Below are 21,230 nucleotides of genomic sequence, written 5' to 3'. Positions count from 1 at the left end.
AGCTCGACCGTGCTATAACAACAACATGCCTAAGGTCGTCATCCCCGAAACCCGCCGCCAGGACGTGGCACGGGCCGTCCTGCGCATCGTCGGCCGGGACGGACTCGAACACGCCTCGCTGCGCAACATCGCCGACGAGGCGGGCCTGGCGATCGGCTCGGTGCGCCACTACTTCGACAGCCAGGCCGAGGTCGTGATCTTCGCGATGGAGGAGCTGTGCGGGCGGATCGGCGAGCGGATCCACGGCCACGCCGAGCGCCTGCTGAACCCGGCCGCCCCGTGCACCCGGCCCGACCGGCGCGCCGCCGTCGAGGCCCTGCTGGCGGAACTGCTCCCGCTGGACGCCGCCCGGCGGGAGGAGGCGGTGCTGTGGCTGGCGTTCACCACCGCCGCCCGCACCCGCCCCGAACTGCGGCCCGGCACGGCGCTGCTGCACGAGTCGACGCGCCGGCTGATCGCCCGGGTGCTGGAGGAGGCCCGGCGGGTCGGCGGGGTCCCCGGCGACCTGGACCTCGGGCTGGAGACGGAGCGGCTGGCCGCGCTGCTGGACGGCCTCGCCCTCGGCATGGTCCTCCACCCGGACGGCGTCGACCCGCGGGCCGCCCTGCTGATCCTCCGCCGCCACCTGCGCGACCTGGCGGAACGGCGGAGCGACGGGGGCGACGGGACCTAGGTCCCAGGGTCCACCGCGAGCCGAACCGCAGCCGGAGGCCCGGCCACCGCTTGGTCCGTACGGTGGCGGTATGAGCGTCGACCTGGACAAGTACTTCGCACGGATCGGGTGGGACGGCGAGCGGGCGCCCACCCTGGCCACGCTCCGGTCACTGCAGCACGCGCACGTGCTGGCCGTCCCGTTCGAGAACATCGACGTCGTGGTCGGCACCGTGCCGTCGCTGGACCTCGCCGATCTGGAGGCCAAGATCGTCAGCGGCTCGCGCGGCGGGTACTGCTTCGAGCACAACACGCTGTTCGCCGCCGTGCTGGAGCAGGTGGGCTTCGAGGTCGCCCGCCACACCGGCCGGGTGCGGGCGGGCGCCCGCCCCGGGGAGGTCCGGCCGCGCACCCACCTGGTGCTGGCCGTCCGGGTGCCCGGGGCGGACGGGGCGCGCCACCTCGCCGACGTCGGGTTCGGCTCGCGCGACGCGCTGCTGGAGCCGCTGCCGATGGTCCCCGGCCTGGTCCGCGAGGGCCGGGGCCGCCGGCACCGGCTGGTCCTGGAGGAGGCGGACGGCCCCGTGCCGGTGTGGGTGCTCCAGATCCGGGCGGGCGACGCGTGGCGGGAGCTGGTGTCGTTCACCCTGGACCCGGCGCCTCAGCCCGACATCAACCTCGCCAACTGGTACGTGGCCACCCACCCGCGCTCGCCGTTCCGCCGCCTCTTCGTGCAGCGGACCCTCCCCCACGGCCACCTGTCCCTGGACGGCAGCACGCTCACCCGCACCGCCGGGGACGGCACCCTGACGGTGGAGGAGCTCGACGGCGGGCGGGGCGTCCGGGAGGTCCTGGAGGCGGAGTTCGGCATCACCCCGCCGCCGGACGTCCGACCCGAGCGGTAGCGGCCACTCGGTCCCCGGCCTGGGCGGCTACTCGGTGCGGTAGGCGTCGAAGACGGTCTGGTCGAGCGTGTTGCCGTCGGTGTCGGTCAGCTCCGCGCGCAGCGAGACGCCGGTGCCCGCCGACGGGTTCCGGACGGTGACGGCGCCGGCGTCGACCGGGAGCGCGGTCCACGAGGCGCCGCCGTCGGTGGACGCCGAGACCCTCAGCGCGCGGACCCGGCCGTCCGCGGCGGCGCCCTGCACGGTGACCGGCACCCGGATCGGGCTCCCGGCCGCCGCCGTGCCGGCCGGGCTCAGCTCCGGCGAGAACCGCACGACGCTCACCGGCACCGGGGCGGGCCGGTCCGTCGCGGCCGAGGAGAAGGTCCAGGCCGCGTTCACCCGGGTGGTCGCGCCGGTCGCGGTCCTGCGGGTGACCGTGGCGGCCAGCCGGTACGAGGCCTTCTCGGCGGGCACGGTGAAGGCCGCGCGGCCGGCCGCGCTGTCCGCGCCGGACCGGGCGCCGACCAGCACGCCGTCGCGGTGGAGCGCGGTGTAGGCCGTGTCGAAGGACGGCGCCGACGGCGCGTGGCCGTCGCCGTCGGCGAGCAGCGGGAGGTGCGTGGTGAGCGTGTCGCCGTCGCGCTCGACGCCGGGGCGGTCGGTGAGCGCGGGGCCGAAGACCGGGCCGTCGAAGGTCTGCGTGGTCGTGGCCCCGGCCCGCAGGGCGAGGCGGTCGGCGAAGTAGCGGTTCCCCGGCGCGCCATCGGCGCCGCGGGTCGCGAAGCTGAGGTCCCAGGTACCGCGCTGGGGCGTGACGAGGAGGGTGGCGGTGCCGGGGACGGGCATGTCCTGCACGACACCGATGGTCGGTCCGGCGCCCTGTCCGGGGGTCGGCGCGAGGTCCACGGTCGCCGTGCCCCCGGTGCCCGGCTGGGCCACCGCACGGATCCGCAGGGTGGCCAGCTCCTGCGCGGTGTAGTGGTGGGCGAGCCCGGTCAGCGCGCGGGTGCCGGAGAAGGTCTGGCCGAGCGCGTAGGTGGCGGTGTCGCTCGTCCAGTACGTGTCGTACCACTGCCGCACCGACCCGGCCTCGCTCTCCGGCCCGAGGTGGGCCACGCGCAGGGGGCCCGGCGTCAGCTTCACCGTGCTGGCCATCCGGGTGGTGCCCTGGTGGGTGACCTCCAGGAACATCCCGCCCTGGAGGAAGCGCGCGGCGCCGTCGGCGGGGCGGACGTCGACCGGGGCGGTGGTCCGCGCGTCGACGGTGACGGTGGTGTCGCGGTCGAGGTCGAGGCGGGGCTGGACGATCCAGTCGGTACCGTCCGCCTGCACCCTCGTGAAGAGGCTGCTCTCCAGCAGGTAGCGGCCCTTGGGCAGCTGCACGGTGGTGGTGCCGGAGGCGTCGTACGGGCTCACCAGCTCGCCGGCGCCGGGACCGGAGATCCCGGTGACGGTGGTGGAGTACCGCTCCGGCGCGTGGCCGGCGCGGTCGACGTGCCGGATGGTGAGGGTGTACGTCTCGGCCTCCGCGGCGGAGGCCGCGCCGTCCCAGGCGGGGGTCAGGCCGCCCACCAGCGTGGCGGCGACGGCGAGGGACCGGAGGGCGTTCCGGCGGGTCACAGGAGTTGTGCTCATGCCCTGACCTGCCCGCACGGCCGCCGGAGTTCCTGTGATCCGGACCACGTCCGGGCGCCGCGCAGGCGGTCGCTCAGCCGGTCGCTCAGCCGGTCGCTCAGCCGGTCGCGCAGGCAGTCGCGCAGGCGGTCGTGGCTACCCGGCGTCCGGCCGGGGAGCGGTCAGCCCGGCGGTGAGGAACGCGACCACGGTGGCCAGTTCCGGGAACGACGGCTCGACGGCGGAGGCCGCGTCGGCGGCGAGCGGCCGCCCGTACGCCTCCAGCAGCGTGGTGAACGCCAGCCGCCAGCGGTCGGTGATCTCGTGGACGGTCAGCTCGGGCAGCGCCCGGCCGAGGACGACCTCGAACGGGGCGGTGCCCGCCCAGGGGGAACCGCTGAGCGGGCGGTCGGCGGTGAGCATGGTCTGGGCGAGCAGACGGCACAGCATCCGGCCGCGCTCGGTGCGCACCAGTTCGTCGAAGGGCTCGGCGACGGCCGCGACGAGCGTCCGCACCTGCGCGGGCCCGGTGGTCGCCGGGTGGAGGGTGGCCGCCTCCAGCCGGTCCTGCCAGAGCGGGAGCAGCTCACGCCCGAGCAGCGCCGCGACCAGGCCCTCCCGGGAGCCGAAGTGGTAGTGCACCGCGCCGGGGTTGAGGCCGGCCTCCGCGTTGATCGCCCGCACCGACACCTGGCCCACGCCCCGCTGGAGGAAGAGCCGCTCGGCGGCCGCGAGCAGCCGGTCCCGGGTCGGGGCGGGGTCCGGGGACGGGGCTGGGTGCGGGGTCGGGGCGGGGTTCTGGGCGGTTCCATCCGGCATGTCGCCATTGCACCACAGGAACCCGGGTTACCATTCAATCAGTGATTGAATCGCGATTGGCAGATGCCCGGAACGGGCGTCCCGCCAGTCCCGTGCGCCGGCGCGCACGTGATCGAGAGGGCTCGCACCATGGGTATCCACGCCGTCACCGGCTCCGCTTCGGGCATGGGCGCCGCCAGCGCCGCCGTCCTCCGGGAGGCCGGGCACACCGTCATCGGGGTCGACCTCCACGACGCCGACATCACCGCCGACCTGGGCACCGCCGAAGGCCGGGCAGCCGCCGTCCGGGGGATCCTGGACGCCTCCGGCGGGATCCTGGACGGCGTCGCCGCGGTGGCCGGCGTCGGCCCCGCGATGAAGGACGCCGGCGCGGTGGCCTCCATCAACTACTTCGGCCCGGTCGCCCTGCTGGAGGGGCTGCGCCCCGCGCTCGCCCGCTCCTCGGCGGGCCGCGCCGTCGTGATCGGCTCCAACTCCTCGACCACCGTGCCGATGATCGACGACACGCTGGTCGACCTGCTGCTCGCGGGTGACGAGGACGCCGCCCGCGAACACGCCCGCGCCGCCCAGGCGGCGACCCCCGCCGAGGTGGCGCAGGCCGCGCCGAGCATCTCCGCCTACGCGAGCTCCAAGTTCGCCCTGGCCCGCTGGGTGCGCCGGACGGCGGTCACGCCGGCGTGGGCCCGCGAGGGCGTGCTGCTCAACGTCATCGCCCCCGGCGCGGTGGTCACCCCGCTGATGCTCGGGTCCACCGGGGTGGGCGAGGAGCCGGACGCCGACTCCTTCCCCACCCCCATGCCGCTGGGCGTCTTCGGCCGGCCCGAGGACATCGCCTTCTGGGTGCACCAGTTCCTGCGGCCGGAGGCCCGCTTCACCACCGGGGCCACCCTGTTCGTCGACGGCGGCACCGACGCCGCGATGCGCGCGGACGCCCAGCCGACCGCGCTGACCCTCTGAGACGGCGCGGGCGCGCCGGGCCGGGAGCCGTCCCGCCCCGGCGCGGCGCCGCGCTACCGGGCGGCGCGGCGCTACCGGGCGGCGGCGCGCGGGCCTCGGCCCAGGCCCAGGCCCCGGCCGAGGTCGAGCAGGCTCAGGCCGAACATCAGCACGCCCAGCGGGACGTGCGGCGCCGGCTCGTGGGCGACACCCAGCACCACCTGCACCGAGGCGAGCGCGAGGAAGCCGGCGGCGTACAGGACCGGCCGCGCCGGGCCGCCCCCGGGCCGCCAGGCCAGGACCGCGGCCAGCAGGTAGAGCATCGAGGCCCCGTACATCACCCGGGCGCCGACGCTGTGCAGCGTCTCCCCGTAGCCGGTGGAGAGCAGCAGGCCCGCGGTGGTCGCCTGGAAGAAGATCGCCAGTGTCTGCAGGCCGACCGCGACCTGCGGGAACGTGAAGCTGCGGCGCTCGACGGCGTTGCTCGGGATGGCCATGGTGCGGTCCCTCTTCCTGCCTCGCGGCGGTGGATCGGTAGTGTCCCGCTGATTCGACGACGCAGGCCCGTGAAGTGTGAGGCGGGCGGGCACGAACGGGGGGCGACCAGCGTGGGGACCGAGGACGGGCGTTCCGAACGGCCGGCGGACGCGGCCGTCGGCGAGCGGCGCCACCTGATCGACCTCGCCTACCGGATGCTCGGTGCACCGGCCGAGGCCGAGGACGCCGTGCAGGAGGCGTACGCCCGCTGGTACGCGATGACGCCGGCGCGGCGGCGGGCGGTCGAGGTGCCCGGCGCCTGGCTGACGACGGTGGTCAGCCGGATCTGCCTGGACGTGCTCGGCTCGGCGCGGGTCCGGCGCGAGCGCTACGTCGGCGAGTGGCTGCCCGAGCCGCTGCCCGACCGCACCGAGTGGCTCGGCGGCACCGGCGGCCGCCCGGCCGACCCCGCCGACCGGATCACCCTGGACGAGTCGGTGCGCATGGCCTTCCTCGTCGTCCTGGAGTCGATGACGCCCGCCGAGCGCGTGGTGTTCGTCCTGCACGACGTCTTCCGGTACCCCTTCCCCGAGATCGCCGCGATCGTCGACCGGACCCCCGCCGCCTGCCGCCAACTGGCCTCCTCCGGCCGCCGACGGGTCGGTGCCGCAGGTGCCGCAGGTGCCGCAGGTGCCCCGGCGGCCGGGCGGGCCCGGCAGGCCCGGCAGGCCCGGCAGGCCCGGCAGGCCCGGCAGGCCGAGGCGGCCGAACAGGCCGAGGTGGTGCGGCGGTTCAGGCGGGCCTGGGAGGCCGGGGACATCGAGGCGCTGGTCGGCCTGCTCGACCCGGCCGCCACGATGGTCGCCGACGGCGGCGGCCTGGTCGGCGCCGTGCTCCGCCCGGTCGAGGGCGGCGCGCGCATCGCCCGGTACCTCGTCCTCATGGCCGAGAAGGCGCCGGGGCTCACCCTCCTGGAACGCACCGTCAACGGCCTCCCCGGCCTGGTCGCCCAACGCGACGGCGCCACCGCGACGGTGGCCGCCCTCGACCTCGCCGACGGCCGGATCACCCGCATCTGGGCCGTCCGCAACCCCGAGAAGCTGACCCGCTGGACGGTCGGCGGCGGCACGCTCTGACGTCCCGGCCCCGCGGGGAACCACCCCGCGCGGACCGGCCGTTGGTCCGATCAGCGGGGGGCGGGCGATTCGGACCTCGGAGGTCGGTATGGCTCGGCAGGGGGCGCTTCGGCGCGGTTTCGGTGCGGTGGCGGTGGCCGCCGCGGTGACGGCGGGCACGGTGACGTCGGCGGTGGCGGCCGACGACCGGGGGCGGCACGGCGACGGCGTCCACGGCGCGACCAGGGCGGCGATGGCGGAGCTCGTCCGGGCGGAGGGCCTGCCCGGCACGATCGCCGGCGTCCGGGAGGGCGGCGGAGGCTGGTCGGCGGCCGTCGGGGCGGCCGACACCGCGACCGGGCAGCCGCGGTCGCCCCGGGAGCGGTTCCGGATCGGGAGCCTGACGAAGACCTTCACCGCGACGGTGGTGCTCCAACTCCGGGCCGAGGGACGGATATCCCTGGACGACCCGGTGGAGAGGTGGCTGCCCGGCGTGGTGCGGGGCAACGGGAACGACGGGTCGGCGATCACGATCCGGCAGCTGCTGGGGCACACCAGCGGGCTGTTCTCCTACGACGAGGATCCGGCGATGATCCAGCGGCTGGCCGGCCCGGACTTCCTGCTCCACCGCTACGACACGTACCGGCCCGAGGACCTGGTCCGCACGGCGGTCTCCCATCCGCCGCTGTTCGCCCCGGGAACGTCCCGCTCGTACTCCAACACCAACTTCGTGCTGGCCGGGATGATCATCGGCAAGGTGACCGGCCGCCCGTACGGCGAGGAGATCGAGCGGCGGATCATCCGGCCACTGGGCCTCTCCGCCACCACCCTGCCCGGCACCGCCGCCGGGCTGCCCCGGCCGCACGCGCTCGGCTACTCCACGCTGTTCGGCGGCTCGCCGACGCCGCTGGAGACCACCGAGCTCAACCCGTCGTGGGGCGGGGCGGCCGGGGAGATGATCTCCACGACCAACGACCTGACCCGCTTCTACTCCGCCCTGGTGCGCGGACAGCTGCTGCCGCGGGCCGAGTTGGACGAGATGCTCCCGGCCGGTGGCGGCCCCGGGCTGGGCATCGGGAGCGTGAAGCTCTCCTGCGGGGTCACCCTCTGGGGCCACACGGGCACCATCCACGGCTCGTCGACGGTGGCGCTGACCACCCGCGACGGGCGGCACGCGGCCGCGTTCAACACCAACGCCGACTGGGTCGAGGGCGAGCGCGGGCTCGCGGAGGCCGAGTTCTGCCGCTGAGCCCCGGTGCTCAGCCCTGTCCGGCCGCCTGTTCGTAGAGCGCCACCAGCACCCCGTGCACCGGCTCGCCCTCCGGGGCCTCGACGGCCTCGTCCACCAGGGCCTGGAGGGCGGCGCCAAGGCGGGCGGCCTGGTCGGCGGTCAGCCGGAGGTGCCGCAGCACCAGCAGGGGGTCCTGCGGAGCCTTGACGCACGCCTCGGCCACCGCCCCGAGCAGGGCGGTGGTCGGGCCGGCGTCGCGCCCGGCCACGGTGATCCGCCGGGCGGTGCGCCGGTAGAGGTGCTCGCTGCCGCCCCGCACCTTCCGGGTCTCCACGATGCCGACCACGCCGGCGTCCTGCAGCACCTTGAGGTGGTGGGCCACCGTGCTCTTGCGGCTGTCCAGCGCCGCCGCGAGCTCGCCGACGGTGGCGGGCCGCCCGCCGAGCGCCAGCAGCAGCCGCTGGCGCAGCGGGTGGGAGAGCGCCTTGAACTGCTGCGGGCTCTCGACGGTGAGCTCTTCGGCCTGGGCCTGGTCCTGGGTCCTGTCGTCCACCCGTAAAGCGTCCAATTTTCTTGACGCTTTCGCAAGCCGCATGCTCCACTGGCCTCCTACCTGATCGATCACCAGCAGCGGGGACGGCACATGACACAGCTCCAGTCGGCCGAGATCACCGGGATCGTCGCCGAGGCCGGCCGGCTCGCGGCCGAGCTCTACGTCTTCCCCGAGATCGGCGCACGGATCGCCGCACGCCTCGACGAGGCACTCGCCGAGGGCCGCTACGCGCGGGCCGAGGACGCCGAGGCCCTCGGCCGGCTGGTCACCGAGGACCTCCAGTCCGTCAACGGCGACCGCCACCTGCGGCTGAAGTTCCACCCGGCCGCGATCCCGACGGAGCAGGAGGACGGCGCCGTCCTCGCCGAGCTGACGCGGGCCGCCGACCTCTCACTCGGCGGCGTGCCCCGGATCGAGCGCCTGGAGGGCGGCGTCGCCCTGTTGAAGCTCGCGCCGATCCTCTTCCCGCTCGACATGACCGGCGACGCCCTGAACGCCGCGCTCACCCTGGTCGCGCGCGCCGAGGCGCTGATCCTGGACCTGCGCGAGTGCGTCGGCGGCCACCCGTACACGACCGCCCACATCTGCGGCCACCTCTTCGACGAGCCGACGCACCTCAGCTCCCTCTACGACCGCGAGACGGACGCCGAGCAGCAGTTCTGGAGCCCCGCGATGGCGCCCGGCCCGCGGTTCGGCGGCAGCAAGCCGCTCTACGTGCTGATCAGCAAGGCCACCTTCTCCGGCGGCGAGGCGCTCGCCTACGACCTCCAGCAGCACGGCCGCGCCGTGGTGATCGGCGAGCCGTCCGGCGGCGGCGCCAACCCGCGCCGCGGCTTCACCCTGCACCCGCACCTGGAGGCCACCATCCCGACCGCCCGCTCGATCAATCCGGTGTCGGGCGGCAACTGGGAGGGCACCGGCGTCATCCCGGACACCGAGACGGACCCGGCCCGCGCCCACGAGACAGCCCACCGCGCGGCCCTCGCCGAGGTCGCCCGCCGCGCCGGCGACACCCCGTCCGCCTCCGCCGAGGAGGCCCGCCGAGCCCTGCACGGCACGGCGCAGGCCGGCCCGACGGGCGCGGACGCCCGGCTCTGAGGCGCCTGTCGGACAGCACGCCCCGGACCCGACACGTCGGCGCACCCGTCTGCGACTGACCAACTGCAACCGACGCACAGGACGTCCCCGGGGCCCGGAACCGCCCGGTTCCGGGCCCCGGGCGCGCCGGAACTCACACGGCCGGCCCCGCGATCCTCCGAATCGGGAGCGGAGGGCACTTCTCGGGCACGCGCGTCAGCCGTATCAGCTCCTCCGGCGGGCGCACCCCTCGCTGGATCGCCTGCACGTATTGATCCGCCTGCGAGAGGCCTAGCATGGGTGCGTTGCGACGAAGATGGCGCATCGCGGGGATACGGCCACCCTTCTGGAACTGCAAGCTTGTGGTCTCGAGCAGAACGTCCGGCAGCGGAACCCCCTTGTACTGCGCGAGGAACATGGCCTGCCAGTCATTGATCCGGAAGGTCTCCCCGGGGATCAGGTAGATACTTCCGTCATCCCCGTCGACGAGGTACGGGCCGCCCCCTACTAAAGAACTTTCAACCAGAGGGTTCCGCTTGAACCTGGCCGAGTTCCAGCCCACCACCCATCCGACAGGCGTCCTCGTCACCCCGAGGACGGCCAGCTCAGGCCCCCCGCCCTGACGCTCGGCCAGCAGACGGGCAATGAGATCGCTGGCTCTGGCCTTGGAGATCTTCACTTCGGACTCCAAACCGTCGTTTCATGGAGACTCCAGGCGGCCGGCCCGCACTCGGAGGCCGGCGGCAGAGCTCCTCGCAGTCAACCAGGGCACCTGCTCGGGCGCGACCCGTTAACCAGGCTGCCGCCCGGCACCGTGCTGCGGTTCGTGCACCGGCCGCACATCGCGATCTACGCGAGTGCCCCGCCCTGCCGACCCTGCGCTGACGCCCCTGACGGCCGTCAGCCTCCCCGGCGGCTGGGCGGGTTCGGGGCCGTTCAGCACCCGATCTTCGAACCGTCCACGGCAGCCTCGGCGGAGGTCCGGAAGGTCCCGTCGGCCTCCGCTCCCTGCCTGAACGTTATCGTAAGTTTCTCCCAGCCCATTTCGGACTTCCTTGTGAAACATGTCCGCACGTCCGACGGCCCGGACTCCGGCCCTTCTCTTTTCCAGCCCAGCCCGGAGAGCTCTCTCTTGTAGAAGCCGATCAAGTCCTCGCGATTTCCGCCGTACGTATACACGCGACTGCTGTACAACCAGGAACCCGCGGAATCGTCGCCAACACAGTCGGCCGAATCAGCCGACTCCTTGACCTCTTGCGATCCACTCGGCTTCACGGTGAAAGCATCCAGCTGGTCGAGCGCGGCCAGGCGAGCATCCTGGCCCGAGCACTGGTCACCCCCATCACCCAGAAGTGGCCCGGACGCGACCACAATCGACACCACAACCCCCAGGCCGAGAACGGAGACCGCTATCGCCAAGCGAGTCGCAATCCGCATTCGTCGGGCATCCATCACGAAATCTCCCTGTCGTCCTGCTCAGCACTACTCGAACGGAGAAGCCTCGCTCCTTCATTGCTGCTGGTCAACGGCGTGGGAGTGGAGATTGTAGTGGCACGGGGCGGGTGTGGGACGGTCTTTGTCGGACCGTCCCACCGGCGGGCGGCTGCGGCGCCTGCGAGTGGTCATCCTCGACAGGACGCCGAGGAGGTGGTCAAGGATGCGCCAACGAATCTGTGGGATCAGTAACTTGCTGACTTGTTTCTGAGGACCGGGGCCCATGCCACCCCCGACGACCTTCAACGGCTACTCTCCCGCAGTTGCTGGGACGCGGACGAAATCCGCGACGACCTGCAGGCCTACGTCGCCAAACACCTCGACACCGACGACGGCGTGCTGATCGTGGACGACACCGGCTTCATCAAGAAGGGCACCACCTCCGCCGGTATCCAGCGCCAGTACTCCGGCACCGCCGAACGCACCGGGAACTACCAGATCGGCGTCTTCGCCACCTATGCCACTCGTCGCGGCCACGCTGGTCGACCGCAACCTCTACCTACTCAAGACCGTCGACCTCGTCTGCGTCGCCGGCTGCCACTGGAAGATCGGGGAGCGCTTCCAGCGCGCGAAGAACGAGTACGGCCTCGACCAGTACGAGGTCCGCCGATACGTGGGCTGGTACCGACACATCACCTTGACCATGCTCGCCCACGCGTTCCTGGCCGTGACAGCCGGCCAGGAACGCGAAAAGGAGGAATCGAATGGGGCACGCCCGAGCTCGTTGGGCCTCACACCGGCCGAGATCCGTCGTCTGCTGGCAACTGGCCCTCACCGAGATCCCTGCCACAGCCGCGCACTGAGCTGGTCACGGTGGCGCCGGCGACACCAAGCGCGCCCGCCACTGGCAGTACATGCGGCGCGGCCACCCGATGCTGGGGCGGCCCGGCAAGGACCATCCTCCACCCCTCCCCGACAGCACTACATTCCCCACCCCCAGAGCAATGACCAGCAGGAATGGAGAAGCGCAGCTGGAGCATCAGTCGACGGGGGTGCCTCGGAGGAGGAGGGGGAGGTGGGCGCCCCGGGCGAGGGCGTTGAGGGCGTGGGTGATGCGGTGGTGCTGCTCGGGGGGCATGGCGTCGGGGAGTTGGGCGGTGTGGAGCCAGTGGGTGGCGATGGTGGTGTACGGCGGGCGGTGGCGGGCGACGATCGATTCCTGGGCGGCGGTGAGGCGGCCGCCCCAGTAGACGAAGTCGAGGCCTTCGGGGAGGTCCTTGGCGGTGATGTAGTCGGTGGCGAGGATGTGGCGCAGGGGGAGGACGAGGCCGGTGTCGGTCTCGGTGTGTCGGCGGGCGGCGAGGTGGGGGAGTTCGTTGGCTTCGGCGCTGCCGCCGGGGAGCATGAGGCCGGATCGGTAGGCGGTGGCGGTGAGGAGGACGGCGCCGTCGCGGTTGAGGATGAGGGCCTGGTGGCCGAGTCGGCGGCGGGGCGGGTGGGTGAGGGCGGAGGCGAGGTGGTGCAGCACGGGGTACTCCTGGGGGTAGGTCAGTTCTTGTCGGTGGTGATCCAGGTGAAGCAGGCGGGGAGGCCTGCGGAGATGCCGGTGGCGAGGATCAGCCCGAAGATGAGGAGTTGGGGGGCGAGGGGCCCGTCGTGGATCGGCCAGCAGACGAGTGCGGCGGCGAGGGCGCTGAGGGCGGGGACGCCGAGGGCGGTGGCGACCAGCTTGAGGGGGCGGTTCACGCCACGTCGGCGGTGCGGGGCCGGCTGGGGTGCTGGACGGTGAGGAAGCGCGGGGAGTCGAGGGCCTGGACGTGCTCGGGCTTGGTGGTCCACTCGCAGCCGCCGCGCTCGTGGCGGAGGTAGGCGAGCCCGGCGAGGGTGTCCATGTAGACGCCTTCGACGGGGTTTCCGGCGAAGTCCCGGTGTCCGAGGTCGCGGACGACCTCGCCGACGACGGGGGTGTGGACGGGCATGCGGGGGCGACTGGGCATGGGGGCTCCTGGTTGCGCTGTGCGTTGGGGTCGCTACGACCCGTGTCCATGGTGAGGTGATCGCGGCTACGATTGGAAGCCGAGGAAATGGCGAATCTGTCCTGGGTTCAGTTGGAGCCACCATGAACGAGCGCAAACTCGATCCGGCATCATCCCCGTTTGCCCCCATCGGAGTTCAAATTCGCAGGTCACGCAAGGCGAGAGGTCTCACACAGCCGCAGCTCGGCGAGATCACCAGGTTCTCGGCGTCCTACATCTCGCGAATTGAACGAGGGGTAGAACCTCCGAGCCGACGCCTGGCACAGGAAGTCGACCGCGCGCTCGACACCGGGGGCACCATCGAGCTGATGCTCGACCAACTTGAGCATGTTGTCCTCAAGGAAGGGCTCCCGGAGTACGTCGCACAAGAAGCCAAAGCGGTAACCATCCGCCTGTTCCACCTGGGCCTGATCACCGGTCTGCTACAGACGCAGGAGTATGCCGCGGCATACGAGTTGGCCTCGGTCCGGCGCGGTGCAGCTACTTCGCAGCAAGCAGAGGCACGCGTGAAGTTCCTGTTGAACCGCCAAGCCACACTGAAGCGGACACCTCCCCCTTTCATCCAGGCTGTGCTTGACGAGTGGAACCTACGACGACCGATCGGTGGCCGAGCTGTCATGATCAGGCAGCTTCAGTTTCTGGAGGAGCTGGCTCAACAACCCAACGTGACCCTCCAGGTGGCCCCGCTCCATCTTGGGGAGGACAGACCCTTCGTTCATCCGGTGAACCTGCTGACCATGACGAACGGCAAGATGCTGGGTTACACGGAGAGCCACAAAACAGGCTTCCTGGAGCGTGACGCCCAGATACTGTCAGCCTGGGCCAGGGACTACGATCGACTGCAGGTCGAATCCCTGTCCCGAGCCGGCTCACTGGAGCTGATCAGAGCAGTACGGAAGGACTTTGAGAGCCATGCAGCACCTTGACCTCGCCAGCGCTCGGTGGCGCAAGAGCACGTACAGCGGCCAGGGCGGTGAGTGCATGGAAATTACTGCCGACTTCCCGGGCATCGTCCCCGTCCGCGATTCCAAAGACCCCCAGGGGCCTGCCCTCGTCTTCCTCACCTCCGCCTGGCGATCCTTCGTCACCGCCGTCCAGGCCGGCGAGTTCGGCATCATCTGAACCAGGCCTCGCGTCAGGCAGCGCCGGTCCGCCGGGCGAACTCGCGGACTCCGGGAAGTACCGCCGGGGCGTAGAGGAGGTCAGCGGTGAGCGCCCTCAGCGCCGGTCGGCGCAGTTCCTCCGGCGCCACGTGCTCGACGAACCGCAGTGCGGCGAAGGTCCGACGGTGGTCGCCCAGGCGATGCCACATTCGCGCGCTGTCCGTACCGAACCGCGCACGCCGCTCGGCAGACGGCAGTTGTTGCGGAGCCATGCCAGTGGCGTGTGGAACGCCCTGGTCGGGCGTGCCCAGCGCGTTGTGGACCCCGATCCAGTAGAGGGCAACCTGCGATTCGGTGGCGTCCACAGTGAACAGCCGCCCCTTCGGGGCACGGCGGCCTGCGGCAAGGCGTGCCGTCGCGCTCTCCGCGCCAGCCATCAGGTCGAGGGCGTCACTACGACGCTGTCCGCAGGCCGCCGTGTAGGCGGCCGTCAGCAGGAGCGTCGCGCCCACGGCCTGCGACTCGGCCGTTCGGTCACCCGCAAGAGAATCGGCGCTACGACGCAGAAGGTCCACCGCAGCGGCCGGCCGACCGGCACGCCGCATCGTGATCGCCAGGACGCGCGCCGCCTCACCGCGGATCACCGGATCGCCACTTGCCTGGGCCGCCGCCAGGGCCCGATCGGCGGTGGCCCAGGCGACATCCGCATGGGACTTGACCGCCAACTCGGTGGCCAGGACCCAGGCACGCGCGACATACCCGTGTGCCTCTTCGCGGGCCCGGCCGATCAGGGAGTCCCGGGTAGCCTCCGTAGCCCCCAGCAAGTTCGGAAGCACTGCGCCGAGAGCCTGGTAGCGCGCGGCGGTGAAATGGTCACGCGCCTCATGGAGCAGAACCTCCAGTTGTCGACCCGCGACAGGCTCAGTGTCCTTCGGCTCGTAGAGTGCGCCGAGAATCCGCGTGGCCGGATCCTGCTGAGCCGCACCGGCAGGTGACGGAAGCATCGAGACCCCAGCAGCAGCCACGCCTGCCGCGAGCAGCTCTCTGCGGAGCATCGCACCCTCCTGACCGAGCGTCACATCGGATGCCAGCGTATCCGGTCGTTCCAGTCCGACGGCGCTTGGCAAGAGATCGAGGGCCTCGGCCATGAGTGCGAGCGTTCGCTCGGCAGGGCGTAGCAGGCCGGCCTCGACACGGCTGATCGCCGACGCCGAGTACCCACATCTCCGGCCCAGCTGCACCTGAGTCATTCGATGCGCCGCACGAGCGGCCCTGATGACCGTCCCGAGCCGGCGAGGCTCCAACGTCGACAACGTCGCGACCTCCAACTACGTGAGCTGGTTCGGTCGGTCACGCTACTGGCCGACCGAGGCCCCAGGGGAGGGCGCGCATGGCGCATGCGTGGCACGCACAGGGCTTGCGCAGCGCACGCGGAATCCCCCGGTCGGACCAGCAGCCGGGTTGTCTGGTGGTGCCCGGCCGGCGCACTCCCTGCATCACCTCAACCCGAGGAGATCCCCATGAGCTCGGTTCTGCTCGCCAGGCCCGTTTCCCGGACCCAGCCCACCGCGAAGCCCGCGACCGATACTCTTCGTGACAGGGAGCGTGAGGCGAGCGCCCGCACCTGCCCGGTGTGCGGGTCGACGTCCACGTTCCAGACGATGGACGGCCGGTGGGGCTGCACCCAGTGCGGCTCGACCTGGTCCTGAGAGCCGCGAGGACGCCATGGCTGATTGTGCCGAGTGCCGCACCGCTCCGGCGGTGATCGAGGATCTCGATGTGCAGCCGCCGAAACCATGGTGTCTCGCATGCGCGACCGCCCTGGTGCGCGCCGGCGACCCCGTGATGACGTACCGTCCGCTCGATGAAGAGGACGCCTACCGGCGCGTGCTGGCAGGCGGCAGCACCCAGGCGCTGCCGTTCCGCTGAACGGCAGCGCCATCGCCCGTCCTCCGCGGCCCCCGACCGGACGTGCCGGTCGGGGGCCGCGCTGCTCACTCCGCCTTCCAGCCGTGGGCGTACGCGATGTGCAGCGTGCCCGGGCCGATCCTCCTCCGCTGCGGCCGGCCGACCCTGAGGCCGTCGTCCTCCAGCGTGACGCAGTCGTGCGAGTCCGGGTACTCCAGGGCGCGGGCCGGGCCGTCGGTCACCAGGGAGTGCACCAGCGAGCCGGTGGTCCGGAACGCCGGGGCGCTGCCGGTCAGGAACAGCGTGTCCGCCGCGAATCCGAACCGCAGCTCGTCACGCCAGCCCGCGTAGTGGCTCGGCCCGTGGTCGAGTTCCTCATACCTCCGAAAATCGGTCTCCGGGATCTCCGCGGTGTGCGTCCTCCCTACCCCCAACCGCCCCCGCACCGCCTTCCACCGCGACGGCGGGAACCCCAGAGTGTGCTGCACCAGCACCAGGTCCAATGCCACCGTCGACCGCCGCCACTCGCCGATCCCCTTCGGCCCCTCGCGTCCCGCCTTCAGCGGCAGGTACACCAGCGACCGCCGCGACCGCGCGGCCAGCCCCACCGCCGCCGTCAGGCTCTCCGCCGCCGTCCGGTCCACGTACATGTCCAACGACCAGCCGTGGTCGTACAGCACGGCGCGCCCCGACCGGGGGCCCGCCTTCACCACCCGGTACTCCTCGCCGCCGTGCCGGACCCGGTGGACCGTGGTGCGCAACTTCACCGGACAGTCGTATCCCATCCGTACGCGCCCTGTCCCCCGCGTTTCCGACCGCCTACCGTGGATCCGGAGCCCACGGAAGGAGTCCGCGACGATGCCCGGTACCCACTGGCGCAGGAGCACCTACAGCAGCAACGGCGGCACGTGCCTCGAAGTCGCCGACGGCCACCCCGGCGTCGTCCCCGTCCGCGACTCCAAGAACCCGGCCGGACCCGCCCTGCTCTTCCCCGTCGACGCCTGGCGCGCCTTCGTCAGCGCCGTCAAGGCTGACGAGTTCGACCTGCTCTAGACCCGACGCCGTTCAGTTGAGGCGGGTCGGGGTCGCGTCACTGTCCCGCCGCCGGAACACCGGCGCTCCGGCGGTTCGACCACGGTATTCCGGCGCTCCGCCGCCGGACGGAACAGCCGGCGCGAATGTGACGCCCAGTCATCGAAAAGTCACGCATTTCCGTGGTCGGCGCACACCCGCGATATTCGTGGCCCGATTCCCACGGACGGATCCCCGTAGCCGGTTCGTCACGCCCCGCATTCGCTCCTCCCGGAATTCCACGCGCGATTCGCGGCCCGCGCGGGCCCCGGACGGGGTGCGGACATCCGGGCCGCCGGCCCGGCCCCGGCTAGACGTCGAGAGCGGCCTCGATGCGCTTGAGACTGTGCCGGGCGAGCGCGAGGTTGGCGCGCGAGCGGTCCAGCGCCAGGTAGAGGAAGAGCGAGCCGTGACTGCGGGTCAGCGGGCGGATCAGGTGGTACTGGGTGCCGAGGGTGATCAGGACGTCCTCGATGACATCGTCGATCGACAGCGCGGCCAGGGCGCGTATCTTCGCACGAACGACCTCGGTGTTGGCGGCGGCCGCAATCTCCAGGTCGAGCTGCGGCCCCCCACCGAGGAGCCCGAGTGACATACCGCTCTCGTAGTCGGCCACGGCCACTCCGATGGCCCCCTCGATGGCCATCGCGTCCTTGAGTGCGTCGTCAATGTTCATGCGCTGTTCGTCCTTTGCGTGACTTCCGGGCAGAACCCCCGTGTGCGGGAACAAAGTAGCAAGAAGTCACCGGTTGTGGTCACCTCGTGAAAATGATGGAATAAAGTACGCTACCGGGGTTCAGAACGTGAAGGGGTACTGGTGCGCGCACTCGAAGCTTCCCTCGCCGATGTGCTCGGCTCCCCCGGAGTGGTCGGTGCCGCGCTCGTCGACGCCGTCACGGGTCTCGGCTACCAGTCCGCCGGGGACCACCGGCTGCTCGGGACCGGGGCCGAACTCGCCGAGCTGACCAACCTGATCGGCGAGCGGCTGTACGAGGCGGGGGCGGAGGGCGAGTTGGAGAGCCTGGTGGTCACCAGCACCCGCCATCACCAGGTCGTCCAGGTGGTGTCCCGGAAGGGCGACCCCCTGCTGCTGGCCACCGTGCTGGACCGGGAGCGGACCAACCTGGCGCTGGCCGTCCGCCAGACCGCCGACCGCGCGCAGGACTTGCTGGCATGACCGACCCGTCCCACGACACGGCACCGTCCGCCGTGCCCGCAGCTCCCACGACGCCGGCTCCGCCCACCGCGCGCAACGTGCCCGCGCTGCTGCTCGCGCTGCGCCGGACGGAGTTCACCGGCTCGGTCACCGTCTCCAGCGCACCGGGCGGCACGATCCACCTGGAGCAGGGTCTGGTCGCCGCGATCGAGACCCCCGGGGCCCCGACCGCCGAGACCCTGCTGCTGAAGTCCCGGCGCGTCGGCGAGGAGGAATGGGCGTCCGCCGAGACGGCCGCGTCCGCCGGCCGACCGGCCGACGCTCCCCCGGCCTGGGGCGGCGACCTCGGCGCGGCCCTGGTCGCTCAGGGGTCGATCGGCGCCGCCGAGCTCGAAGCCGTCTGCGCCGCCGCCGCCTTCGACGGGGCCTTCGCCCTGGTGCTGAGCCCGCCCGGCAGTTGGGAGACGGCCGAGGCGGCGCCGCCCGCCAGGATCGCGCTGCGCCCGGGCATCGAGCCGGAGCGGCTCTTCGAGGAGACCGCCCGGCGGACGGCCCTGCTGACCCGCCTCTGGGGACCGCCCGGCGAACTGGCCCGCATCCGGATCCGTCCTGCCGCCCGGGCCGAGTCCGGCGCGCTGCGGATCCCGGCCCGCTACCGGGAGATCCTGGCCGCCGCCACCGGCCGCCGCACCGCGCGCGACCTCGGCTTCGCCCTGGGACGCGGTGTGTTCGCGGTGCTCCTCGACCTCGTGCGGATGGACGCCCGGCACCTGCTCCACCGGGAGCCGGAGCACCCGGCTCCGCTGGCACCGAGCGTGGCCCCGCGCGTGCCGACGAACGAACCGCCGCCGGCCGGCACCGGGCCGCTGCCGCGCCGCGTCCGCAGCGGACGCGGCGCGGGTGGTCCGGGCGGCCCCGGCGGCCTGCCCGCCCGACCCGAGGGAGCGGCGGCCGCTTCCGACGGCCCACCGAACACACACCGCGCCGAGCACACCGCGCGCACCGAGACGACCGAGCAGAGCGAGAAGAGCGCACCATGAGCAGCCAGACACCGACCGCCGTGCTGGTCGACGAGTTGAAGTCCCTCCGCGACCGGGTCATGGGCATCTCGGAGAGTGTCATCTCCACCACCGACGGCCTGTTGGTGGCCGCCGACACGGCCGCCGTCCACCCCGAGTCCGCCGCCGCCCTGTCGGCCGCCATGCTCGGCCTCGGCCGGCGCACCGCGGCCGAGGTCGGCGTGGGCGGCCTGCGCGACGTGGTCACCCGCTGCAACAGCGGCTACGTCGTGGTGCTGGCGATCGGGGAGCAGGCGCTGCTGATGATCCTGGGAGACGAGGGCCTCGACGTCGCCGGCCTGCACCGCGAGTCGCCCGCCACGGTGCGCCGCCTGAGCGAGCTGCTCGGGATGGTCCCCGCGATCTAGCCCCAACGCCGTCCGGTTGGACGCGGGGCCAGGGTGTCAGGGCCGGTCGGCAGAGCAGCGGAGCTGTCGGGGAGGAGGTCTGCACTCCAGGACTCCTCTACGGCAGCTCCGCTGTTGGAACAGGGCTGCCGCACCACGGACCGTCGGAGTGGCAGCCGGGGCGTTCACGCCGGGACTTGTCGGCGAGTTGACCCGGATCGTTCCGTTCGAGAGGGGCGATGAGGTGCCGGCCGGTGCCGGCGCGGGTCGGATGCCAGGCGGCGCTGCGGTCGGCAGGTGCATTCCGGTGGCCCCCGATCGGCTGCTGTGCTGTAATCGCACGCACCGTTCGCCCGCGCCCCAGGAGCCGACCGTCCGATGAGCGCCACCTGTCCGCAGTGCTCCGCCCCGGACCAGTCCGTCACCGTCCCGCACGCCCTCGCGCCCGCCGCCCGGCCGCCGCTCGACGAGGCGGCCCGCGTCCACCTGGTCCCGCCGCCCGCGCCGCAGCCGGGCCGGCTCCGGCTGAACGGCGGCACGATCACCTGCTACGCGCTCGCCGGCGTCTTCACCCTGCTCGCCGTCCTCTCCCTGATCGGCAACAGTGACGCCGAGCAGCTCGACGGCGCCGAGCCCGCCTACGTGGCCGGCTACCTCATCGGCCCGTTCCTCATCCCCTTCCTGCTCCTCCTGACAGCCGTGGCCCTGCACGCCGTCTCCCGCAAGGGCCAGCGCCGCCGCTTCGCCGAGACGCTCCCCGCGCAGCAAGCCCTCTGGCAGCGCCACCACTTCGTCTGGCAGGCCGCCTGGCTCTGCCACCGCTGCCGGGTCGCCTTCTTCCCTCCGGCCGTGCTGCGCCCCGACGTCGCCGCCTCCCCGCCGATCCCGCTCGACCAGTTCCCGCTCTGGGTGATGACCGCGTCCGACCGGACCTACGGCTCCCCGACGCCTCCCGTCGCGCCGAGCTGACCCGTAGGGCCTGTTCCTGCTTCCATGGGCGGATGCCCGAGACACCCTCGCCGCTCCTCCCGCCGCCCGCCGAGGTCCTCGGCGTCCGCCGCATCCGGCTCGTCGAAGTGCCCGCGCCCCGCCTCACCGCCGAGGAGCGGCGGGAACGGGACCGCACCTGGGCGAACATGGTCCTGGCCAATCCCACGCTCTTCGACGGCCCGGTGGTGGCGTGCGCGGGCACCTCCTGGCCCAGACCCGGCGAACTCCACGTCTTCTGGTCGCGCGTGACCTACCGGCACTACGCGCTGCGCCAGGTGATGTCGTCCACCGCCCCCACCGCCTCCCTCGCCGTCAGCGTCCTGCAGCCCACCGACGACGGCCGCCTGCTCGTCGGCCGGATGTCCCCCACCACGGCCGCCCCCGGACGCTGGCAGCCCCCCGGCGGCTCCGTCGAACCCCCGCCCGACGGCGAGCGCCTGGACCTCGCCGCCCTGCGCCGCAACGCCGCCCGGGAGCTGTCCGAGGAGACCGGAGTGGCCGCCGGCCCCGGCGAGTTGGCGCTCTGGGCGGTCACCCGCGGCCGGTACGGCAGCATCGGCGTCCTCTTCCTCGCCCCGCCCCTGCCCGAACCGGTGCTGCGCGAGCGCTTCGGCGGCGTCGCGCCGCCCGAGCGGGAACTGGTCGAGCTGGCCTTCGTCCGCTCCCCCGCCGACCTTCCGGGCCTCCCCGGCCCGCAGGCCGACTACCTCGCCCCCACGCTCCACCGCTTCGTCCGGCAGCAGCGTCGGCCGCAGGGCTGAGGCGGC

27 protein-coding genes and 1 pseudogene are annotated in these 21,230 nt (G+C 72.7%); 16 read left to right on the top strand and 12 right to left on the bottom strand.

Annotated features, from left to right (window positions below; genetic code table 11):
- Positions 1–25: 25 nt before the first annotated feature.
- Both ACFC0B_RS23045 and ACFC0B_RS23040 read left to right on the top strand, forming a co-directional pair.
- Positions 26–673, top strand: coding sequence for a TetR/AcrR family transcriptional regulator (locus ACFC0B_RS23045; protein ID WP_376088722.1), 648 nt, complete (start codon positions 26–28; stop codon positions 671–673).
- Between the two features lie 70 nt (positions 674–743).
- A complete protein-coding gene (locus ACFC0B_RS23040) occupies positions 744–1,556 on the top strand; it encodes an arylamine N-acetyltransferase (RefSeq protein ID WP_376088719.1) in 813 nt (270 codons plus the stop codon).
- 27 nt (positions 1,557–1,583) lie between these two features.
- Here ACFC0B_RS23040 and ACFC0B_RS23035 read toward each other — a convergent pair whose 3' ends face one another.
- Both ACFC0B_RS23035 and ACFC0B_RS23030 read right to left on the bottom strand, forming a co-directional pair.
- A complete protein-coding gene (locus ACFC0B_RS23035; protein WP_376088716.1) occupies positions 1,584–3,173 on the bottom strand; it encodes a serine protease in 1,590 nt (529 codons plus the stop codon).
- A 135-nt stretch (positions 3,174–3,308) separates the two neighbouring features.
- Positions 3,309–3,971 (bottom strand): TetR/AcrR family transcriptional regulator, encoded by a 663-nt coding sequence (locus tag ACFC0B_RS23030; protein ID WP_376088713.1) that lies wholly within the window; start codon positions 3,969–3,971, stop codon positions 3,309–3,311.
- 129 nt (positions 3,972–4,100) lie between these two features.
- On the opposite strand from ACFC0B_RS23030, the gene ACFC0B_RS23025 reads away from it, so the two are divergent.
- A complete protein-coding gene (locus ACFC0B_RS23025) occupies positions 4,101–4,928 on the top strand; it encodes an SDR family oxidoreductase (protein WP_376088710.1) in 828 nt (275 codons plus the stop codon).
- A 71-nt stretch (positions 4,929–4,999) separates the two neighbouring features.
- On the opposite strand, the gene ACFC0B_RS23020 is transcribed toward ACFC0B_RS23025, so the two are convergent.
- Positions 5,000–5,404, bottom strand: a complete 405-nt coding sequence (locus ACFC0B_RS23020) for a hypothetical protein (RefSeq protein WP_376088707.1) — start codon at positions 5,402–5,404, stop codon at positions 5,000–5,002.
- A gap of 111 nt (positions 5,405–5,515) precedes the next feature.
- On the opposite strand from ACFC0B_RS23020, the gene ACFC0B_RS23015 reads away from it, so the two are divergent.
- Together ACFC0B_RS23015 and ACFC0B_RS23010 are read left to right on the top strand one after the other, a co-directional pair.
- Positions 5,516–6,520: a sigma factor gene (locus ACFC0B_RS23015; RefSeq protein WP_376088704.1), complete on the top strand. Its 1,005-nt coding sequence runs from the start codon at positions 5,516–5,518 to the stop codon at positions 6,518–6,520.
- Positions 6,521–6,608: 88 nt separating this feature from the next.
- The gene (locus tag ACFC0B_RS23010) at positions 6,609–7,748 is read left to right on the top strand and encodes a serine hydrolase domain-containing protein (protein ID WP_376088701.1); all 1,140 of its coding nucleotides are present in this window, start codon (positions 6,609–6,611) and stop codon (positions 7,746–7,748) included.
- Between the two features lie 10 nt (positions 7,749–7,758).
- On the opposite strand, the gene ACFC0B_RS23005 is transcribed toward ACFC0B_RS23010, so the two are convergent.
- Positions 7,759–8,283 carry an ArsR/SmtB family transcription factor gene (locus ACFC0B_RS23005; RefSeq protein ID WP_376088698.1) on the bottom strand — a complete coding sequence of 175 codons (525 nt, stop codon included), beginning with the start codon at positions 8,281–8,283 and terminating at the stop codon, positions 7,759–7,761.
- Between the two features lie 90 nt (positions 8,284–8,373).
- Here ACFC0B_RS23005 and ACFC0B_RS23000 point away from each other — a divergent pair, with 90 nt between their 5' ends.
- Positions 8,374–9,381, top strand: coding sequence for a S41 family peptidase (locus tag ACFC0B_RS23000; RefSeq protein WP_376088695.1), 1,008 nt, complete (start codon positions 8,374–8,376; stop codon positions 9,379–9,381).
- Positions 9,382–9,514: 133 nt separating this feature from the next.
- On the opposite strand, the gene ACFC0B_RS22995 is transcribed toward ACFC0B_RS23000, so the two are convergent.
- Positions 9,515–10,039 (bottom strand): hypothetical protein, encoded by a 525-nt coding sequence (locus ACFC0B_RS22995; protein ID WP_376088692.1) that lies wholly within the window; start codon positions 10,037–10,039, stop codon positions 9,515–9,517.
- Between the two features lie 257 nt (positions 10,040–10,296).
- Positions 10,297–10,815 (bottom strand): hypothetical protein, encoded by a 519-nt coding sequence (locus ACFC0B_RS22990; protein WP_376088689.1) that lies wholly within the window; start codon positions 10,813–10,815, stop codon positions 10,297–10,299.
- A 267-nt stretch (positions 10,816–11,082) separates the two neighbouring features.
- Between ACFC0B_RS22990 and ACFC0B_RS22985 the strand changes: the two are divergent.
- Positions 11,083–11,527 (top strand): annotated as a pseudogene (locus tag ACFC0B_RS22985) (transposase); the annotation flags it as partial.
- A 306-nt stretch (positions 11,528–11,833) separates the two neighbouring features.
- Here the strand turns inward: ACFC0B_RS22985 and ACFC0B_RS22980 are convergent.
- Genes ACFC0B_RS22980 through ACFC0B_RS22970 form a run of 3 tightly spaced genes read right to left on the bottom strand, consistent with a single transcriptional unit; the run spans position 11,834 to position 12,791 of the window.
- Positions 11,834–12,322: an NUDIX domain-containing protein gene (locus ACFC0B_RS22980; protein WP_376088686.1), complete on the bottom strand. Its 489-nt coding sequence runs from the start codon at positions 12,320–12,322 to the stop codon at positions 11,834–11,836.
- Between the two features lie 20 nt (positions 12,323–12,342).
- A complete protein-coding gene (locus ACFC0B_RS22975) occupies positions 12,343–12,540 on the bottom strand; it encodes a hypothetical protein (protein WP_376088683.1) in 198 nt (65 codons plus the stop codon).
- A complete protein-coding gene (locus ACFC0B_RS22970) occupies positions 12,537–12,791 on the bottom strand; it encodes a hypothetical protein (RefSeq protein WP_376088680.1) in 255 nt (84 codons plus the stop codon). The genes ACFC0B_RS22975 and ACFC0B_RS22970 overlap by 4 nt, the downstream gene beginning before the upstream one ends.
- 122 nt (positions 12,792–12,913) lie before the next feature.
- Between ACFC0B_RS22970 and ACFC0B_RS22965 the strand changes: the two genes are divergently transcribed.
- Together ACFC0B_RS22965 and ACFC0B_RS22960 are read left to right on the top strand one after the other, a co-directional pair.
- Positions 12,914–13,756 carry a helix-turn-helix domain-containing protein gene (locus ACFC0B_RS22965; protein WP_376088677.1) on the top strand — a complete coding sequence of 281 codons (843 nt, stop codon included), beginning with the start codon at positions 12,914–12,916 and terminating at the stop codon, positions 13,754–13,756.
- Complete coding sequence (locus ACFC0B_RS22960) at positions 13,743–13,952, top strand: DUF397 domain-containing protein (RefSeq protein WP_376088674.1); 210 nt, start codon at positions 13,743–13,745, stop codon at positions 13,950–13,952. Before ACFC0B_RS22965 ends, ACFC0B_RS22960 begins: the two co-directional genes overlap by 14 nt.
- 13 nt (positions 13,953–13,965) lie before the next feature.
- On the opposite strand, the gene ACFC0B_RS22955 is transcribed toward ACFC0B_RS22960, so the two are convergent.
- Positions 13,966–15,237, bottom strand: a complete 1,272-nt coding sequence (locus ACFC0B_RS22955) for a helix-turn-helix domain-containing protein (protein ID WP_376088988.1) — start codon at positions 15,235–15,237, stop codon at positions 13,966–13,968.
- A gap of 457 nt (positions 15,238–15,694) precedes the next feature.
- On the opposite strand from ACFC0B_RS22955, the gene ACFC0B_RS22950 reads away from it, so the two are divergent.
- A complete protein-coding gene (locus ACFC0B_RS22950) occupies positions 15,695–15,862 on the top strand; it encodes a hypothetical protein (protein ID WP_376088671.1) in 168 nt (55 codons plus the stop codon).
- 65 nt (positions 15,863–15,927) lie between these two features.
- Here the strand turns inward: ACFC0B_RS22950 and ACFC0B_RS22945 are convergent, their stop codons facing one another.
- Positions 15,928–16,608: a hypothetical protein gene (locus tag ACFC0B_RS22945; protein WP_376088668.1), complete on the bottom strand. Its 681-nt coding sequence runs from the start codon at positions 16,606–16,608 to the stop codon at positions 15,928–15,930.
- Positions 16,609–16,699: 91 nt separating this feature from the next.
- Between ACFC0B_RS22945 and ACFC0B_RS22940 the strand changes: the two genes are divergently transcribed.
- Positions 16,700–16,894 (top strand): DUF397 domain-containing protein, encoded by a 195-nt coding sequence (locus ACFC0B_RS22940; RefSeq protein ID WP_376088665.1) that lies wholly within the window; start codon positions 16,700–16,702, stop codon positions 16,892–16,894.
- A gap of 328 nt (positions 16,895–17,222) precedes the next feature.
- Here the strand turns inward: ACFC0B_RS22940 and ACFC0B_RS22935 are convergent, their stop codons facing one another.
- Positions 17,223–17,588: a hypothetical protein gene (locus ACFC0B_RS22935; protein ID WP_376088662.1), complete on the bottom strand. Its 366-nt coding sequence runs from the start codon at positions 17,586–17,588 to the stop codon at positions 17,223–17,225.
- A 141-nt stretch (positions 17,589–17,729) separates the two neighbouring features.
- Between ACFC0B_RS22935 and ACFC0B_RS22930 the strand changes: the two genes are divergently transcribed.
- The 5 genes from ACFC0B_RS22930 to ACFC0B_RS22910 all read left to right on the top strand — a co-directional run bounded on the left by ACFC0B_RS22930 (position 17,730) and on the right by ACFC0B_RS22910 (position 21,224).
- Positions 17,730–18,089 (top strand): hypothetical protein, encoded by a 360-nt coding sequence (locus ACFC0B_RS22930; RefSeq protein WP_376088659.1) that lies wholly within the window; start codon positions 17,730–17,732, stop codon positions 18,087–18,089.
- Positions 18,086–19,108, top strand: a complete 1,023-nt coding sequence (locus ACFC0B_RS22925; RefSeq protein ID WP_376088656.1) for a hypothetical protein — start codon at positions 18,086–18,088, stop codon at positions 19,106–19,108. Before ACFC0B_RS22930 ends, ACFC0B_RS22925 begins: the two co-directional genes overlap by 4 nt.
- On the top strand, positions 19,105–19,494 hold the full coding sequence (locus ACFC0B_RS22920; RefSeq protein ID WP_376088653.1) for a roadblock/LC7 domain-containing protein: 390 nt from the start codon (positions 19,105–19,107) through the stop codon (positions 19,492–19,494). Before ACFC0B_RS22925 ends, ACFC0B_RS22920 begins: the two co-directional genes overlap by 4 nt.
- 357 nt (positions 19,495–19,851) lie before the next feature.
- Positions 19,852–20,442, top strand: coding sequence for a hypothetical protein (locus ACFC0B_RS22915; RefSeq protein WP_376088650.1), 591 nt, complete (start codon positions 19,852–19,854; stop codon positions 20,440–20,442).
- Between the two features lie 32 nt (positions 20,443–20,474).
- Entirely contained in the window at positions 20,475–21,224 is a 750-nt protein-coding gene (locus ACFC0B_RS22910; protein ID WP_376088647.1) for an NUDIX hydrolase, read from the top strand.
- The last annotated feature ends 6 nt before the right edge of the window (positions 21,225–21,230 follow it).

The organism is Kitasatospora sp. NPDC056184 (genome assembly GCF_042268405.1).
Classification (GTDB): domain Bacteria; phylum Actinomycetota; class Actinomycetes; order Streptomycetales; family Streptomycetaceae; genus Kitasatospora.
The sequence above is the reverse complement of the archived record's forward strand: the minus strand, read 5'-3'. Positions and strand labels throughout refer to the sequence as shown.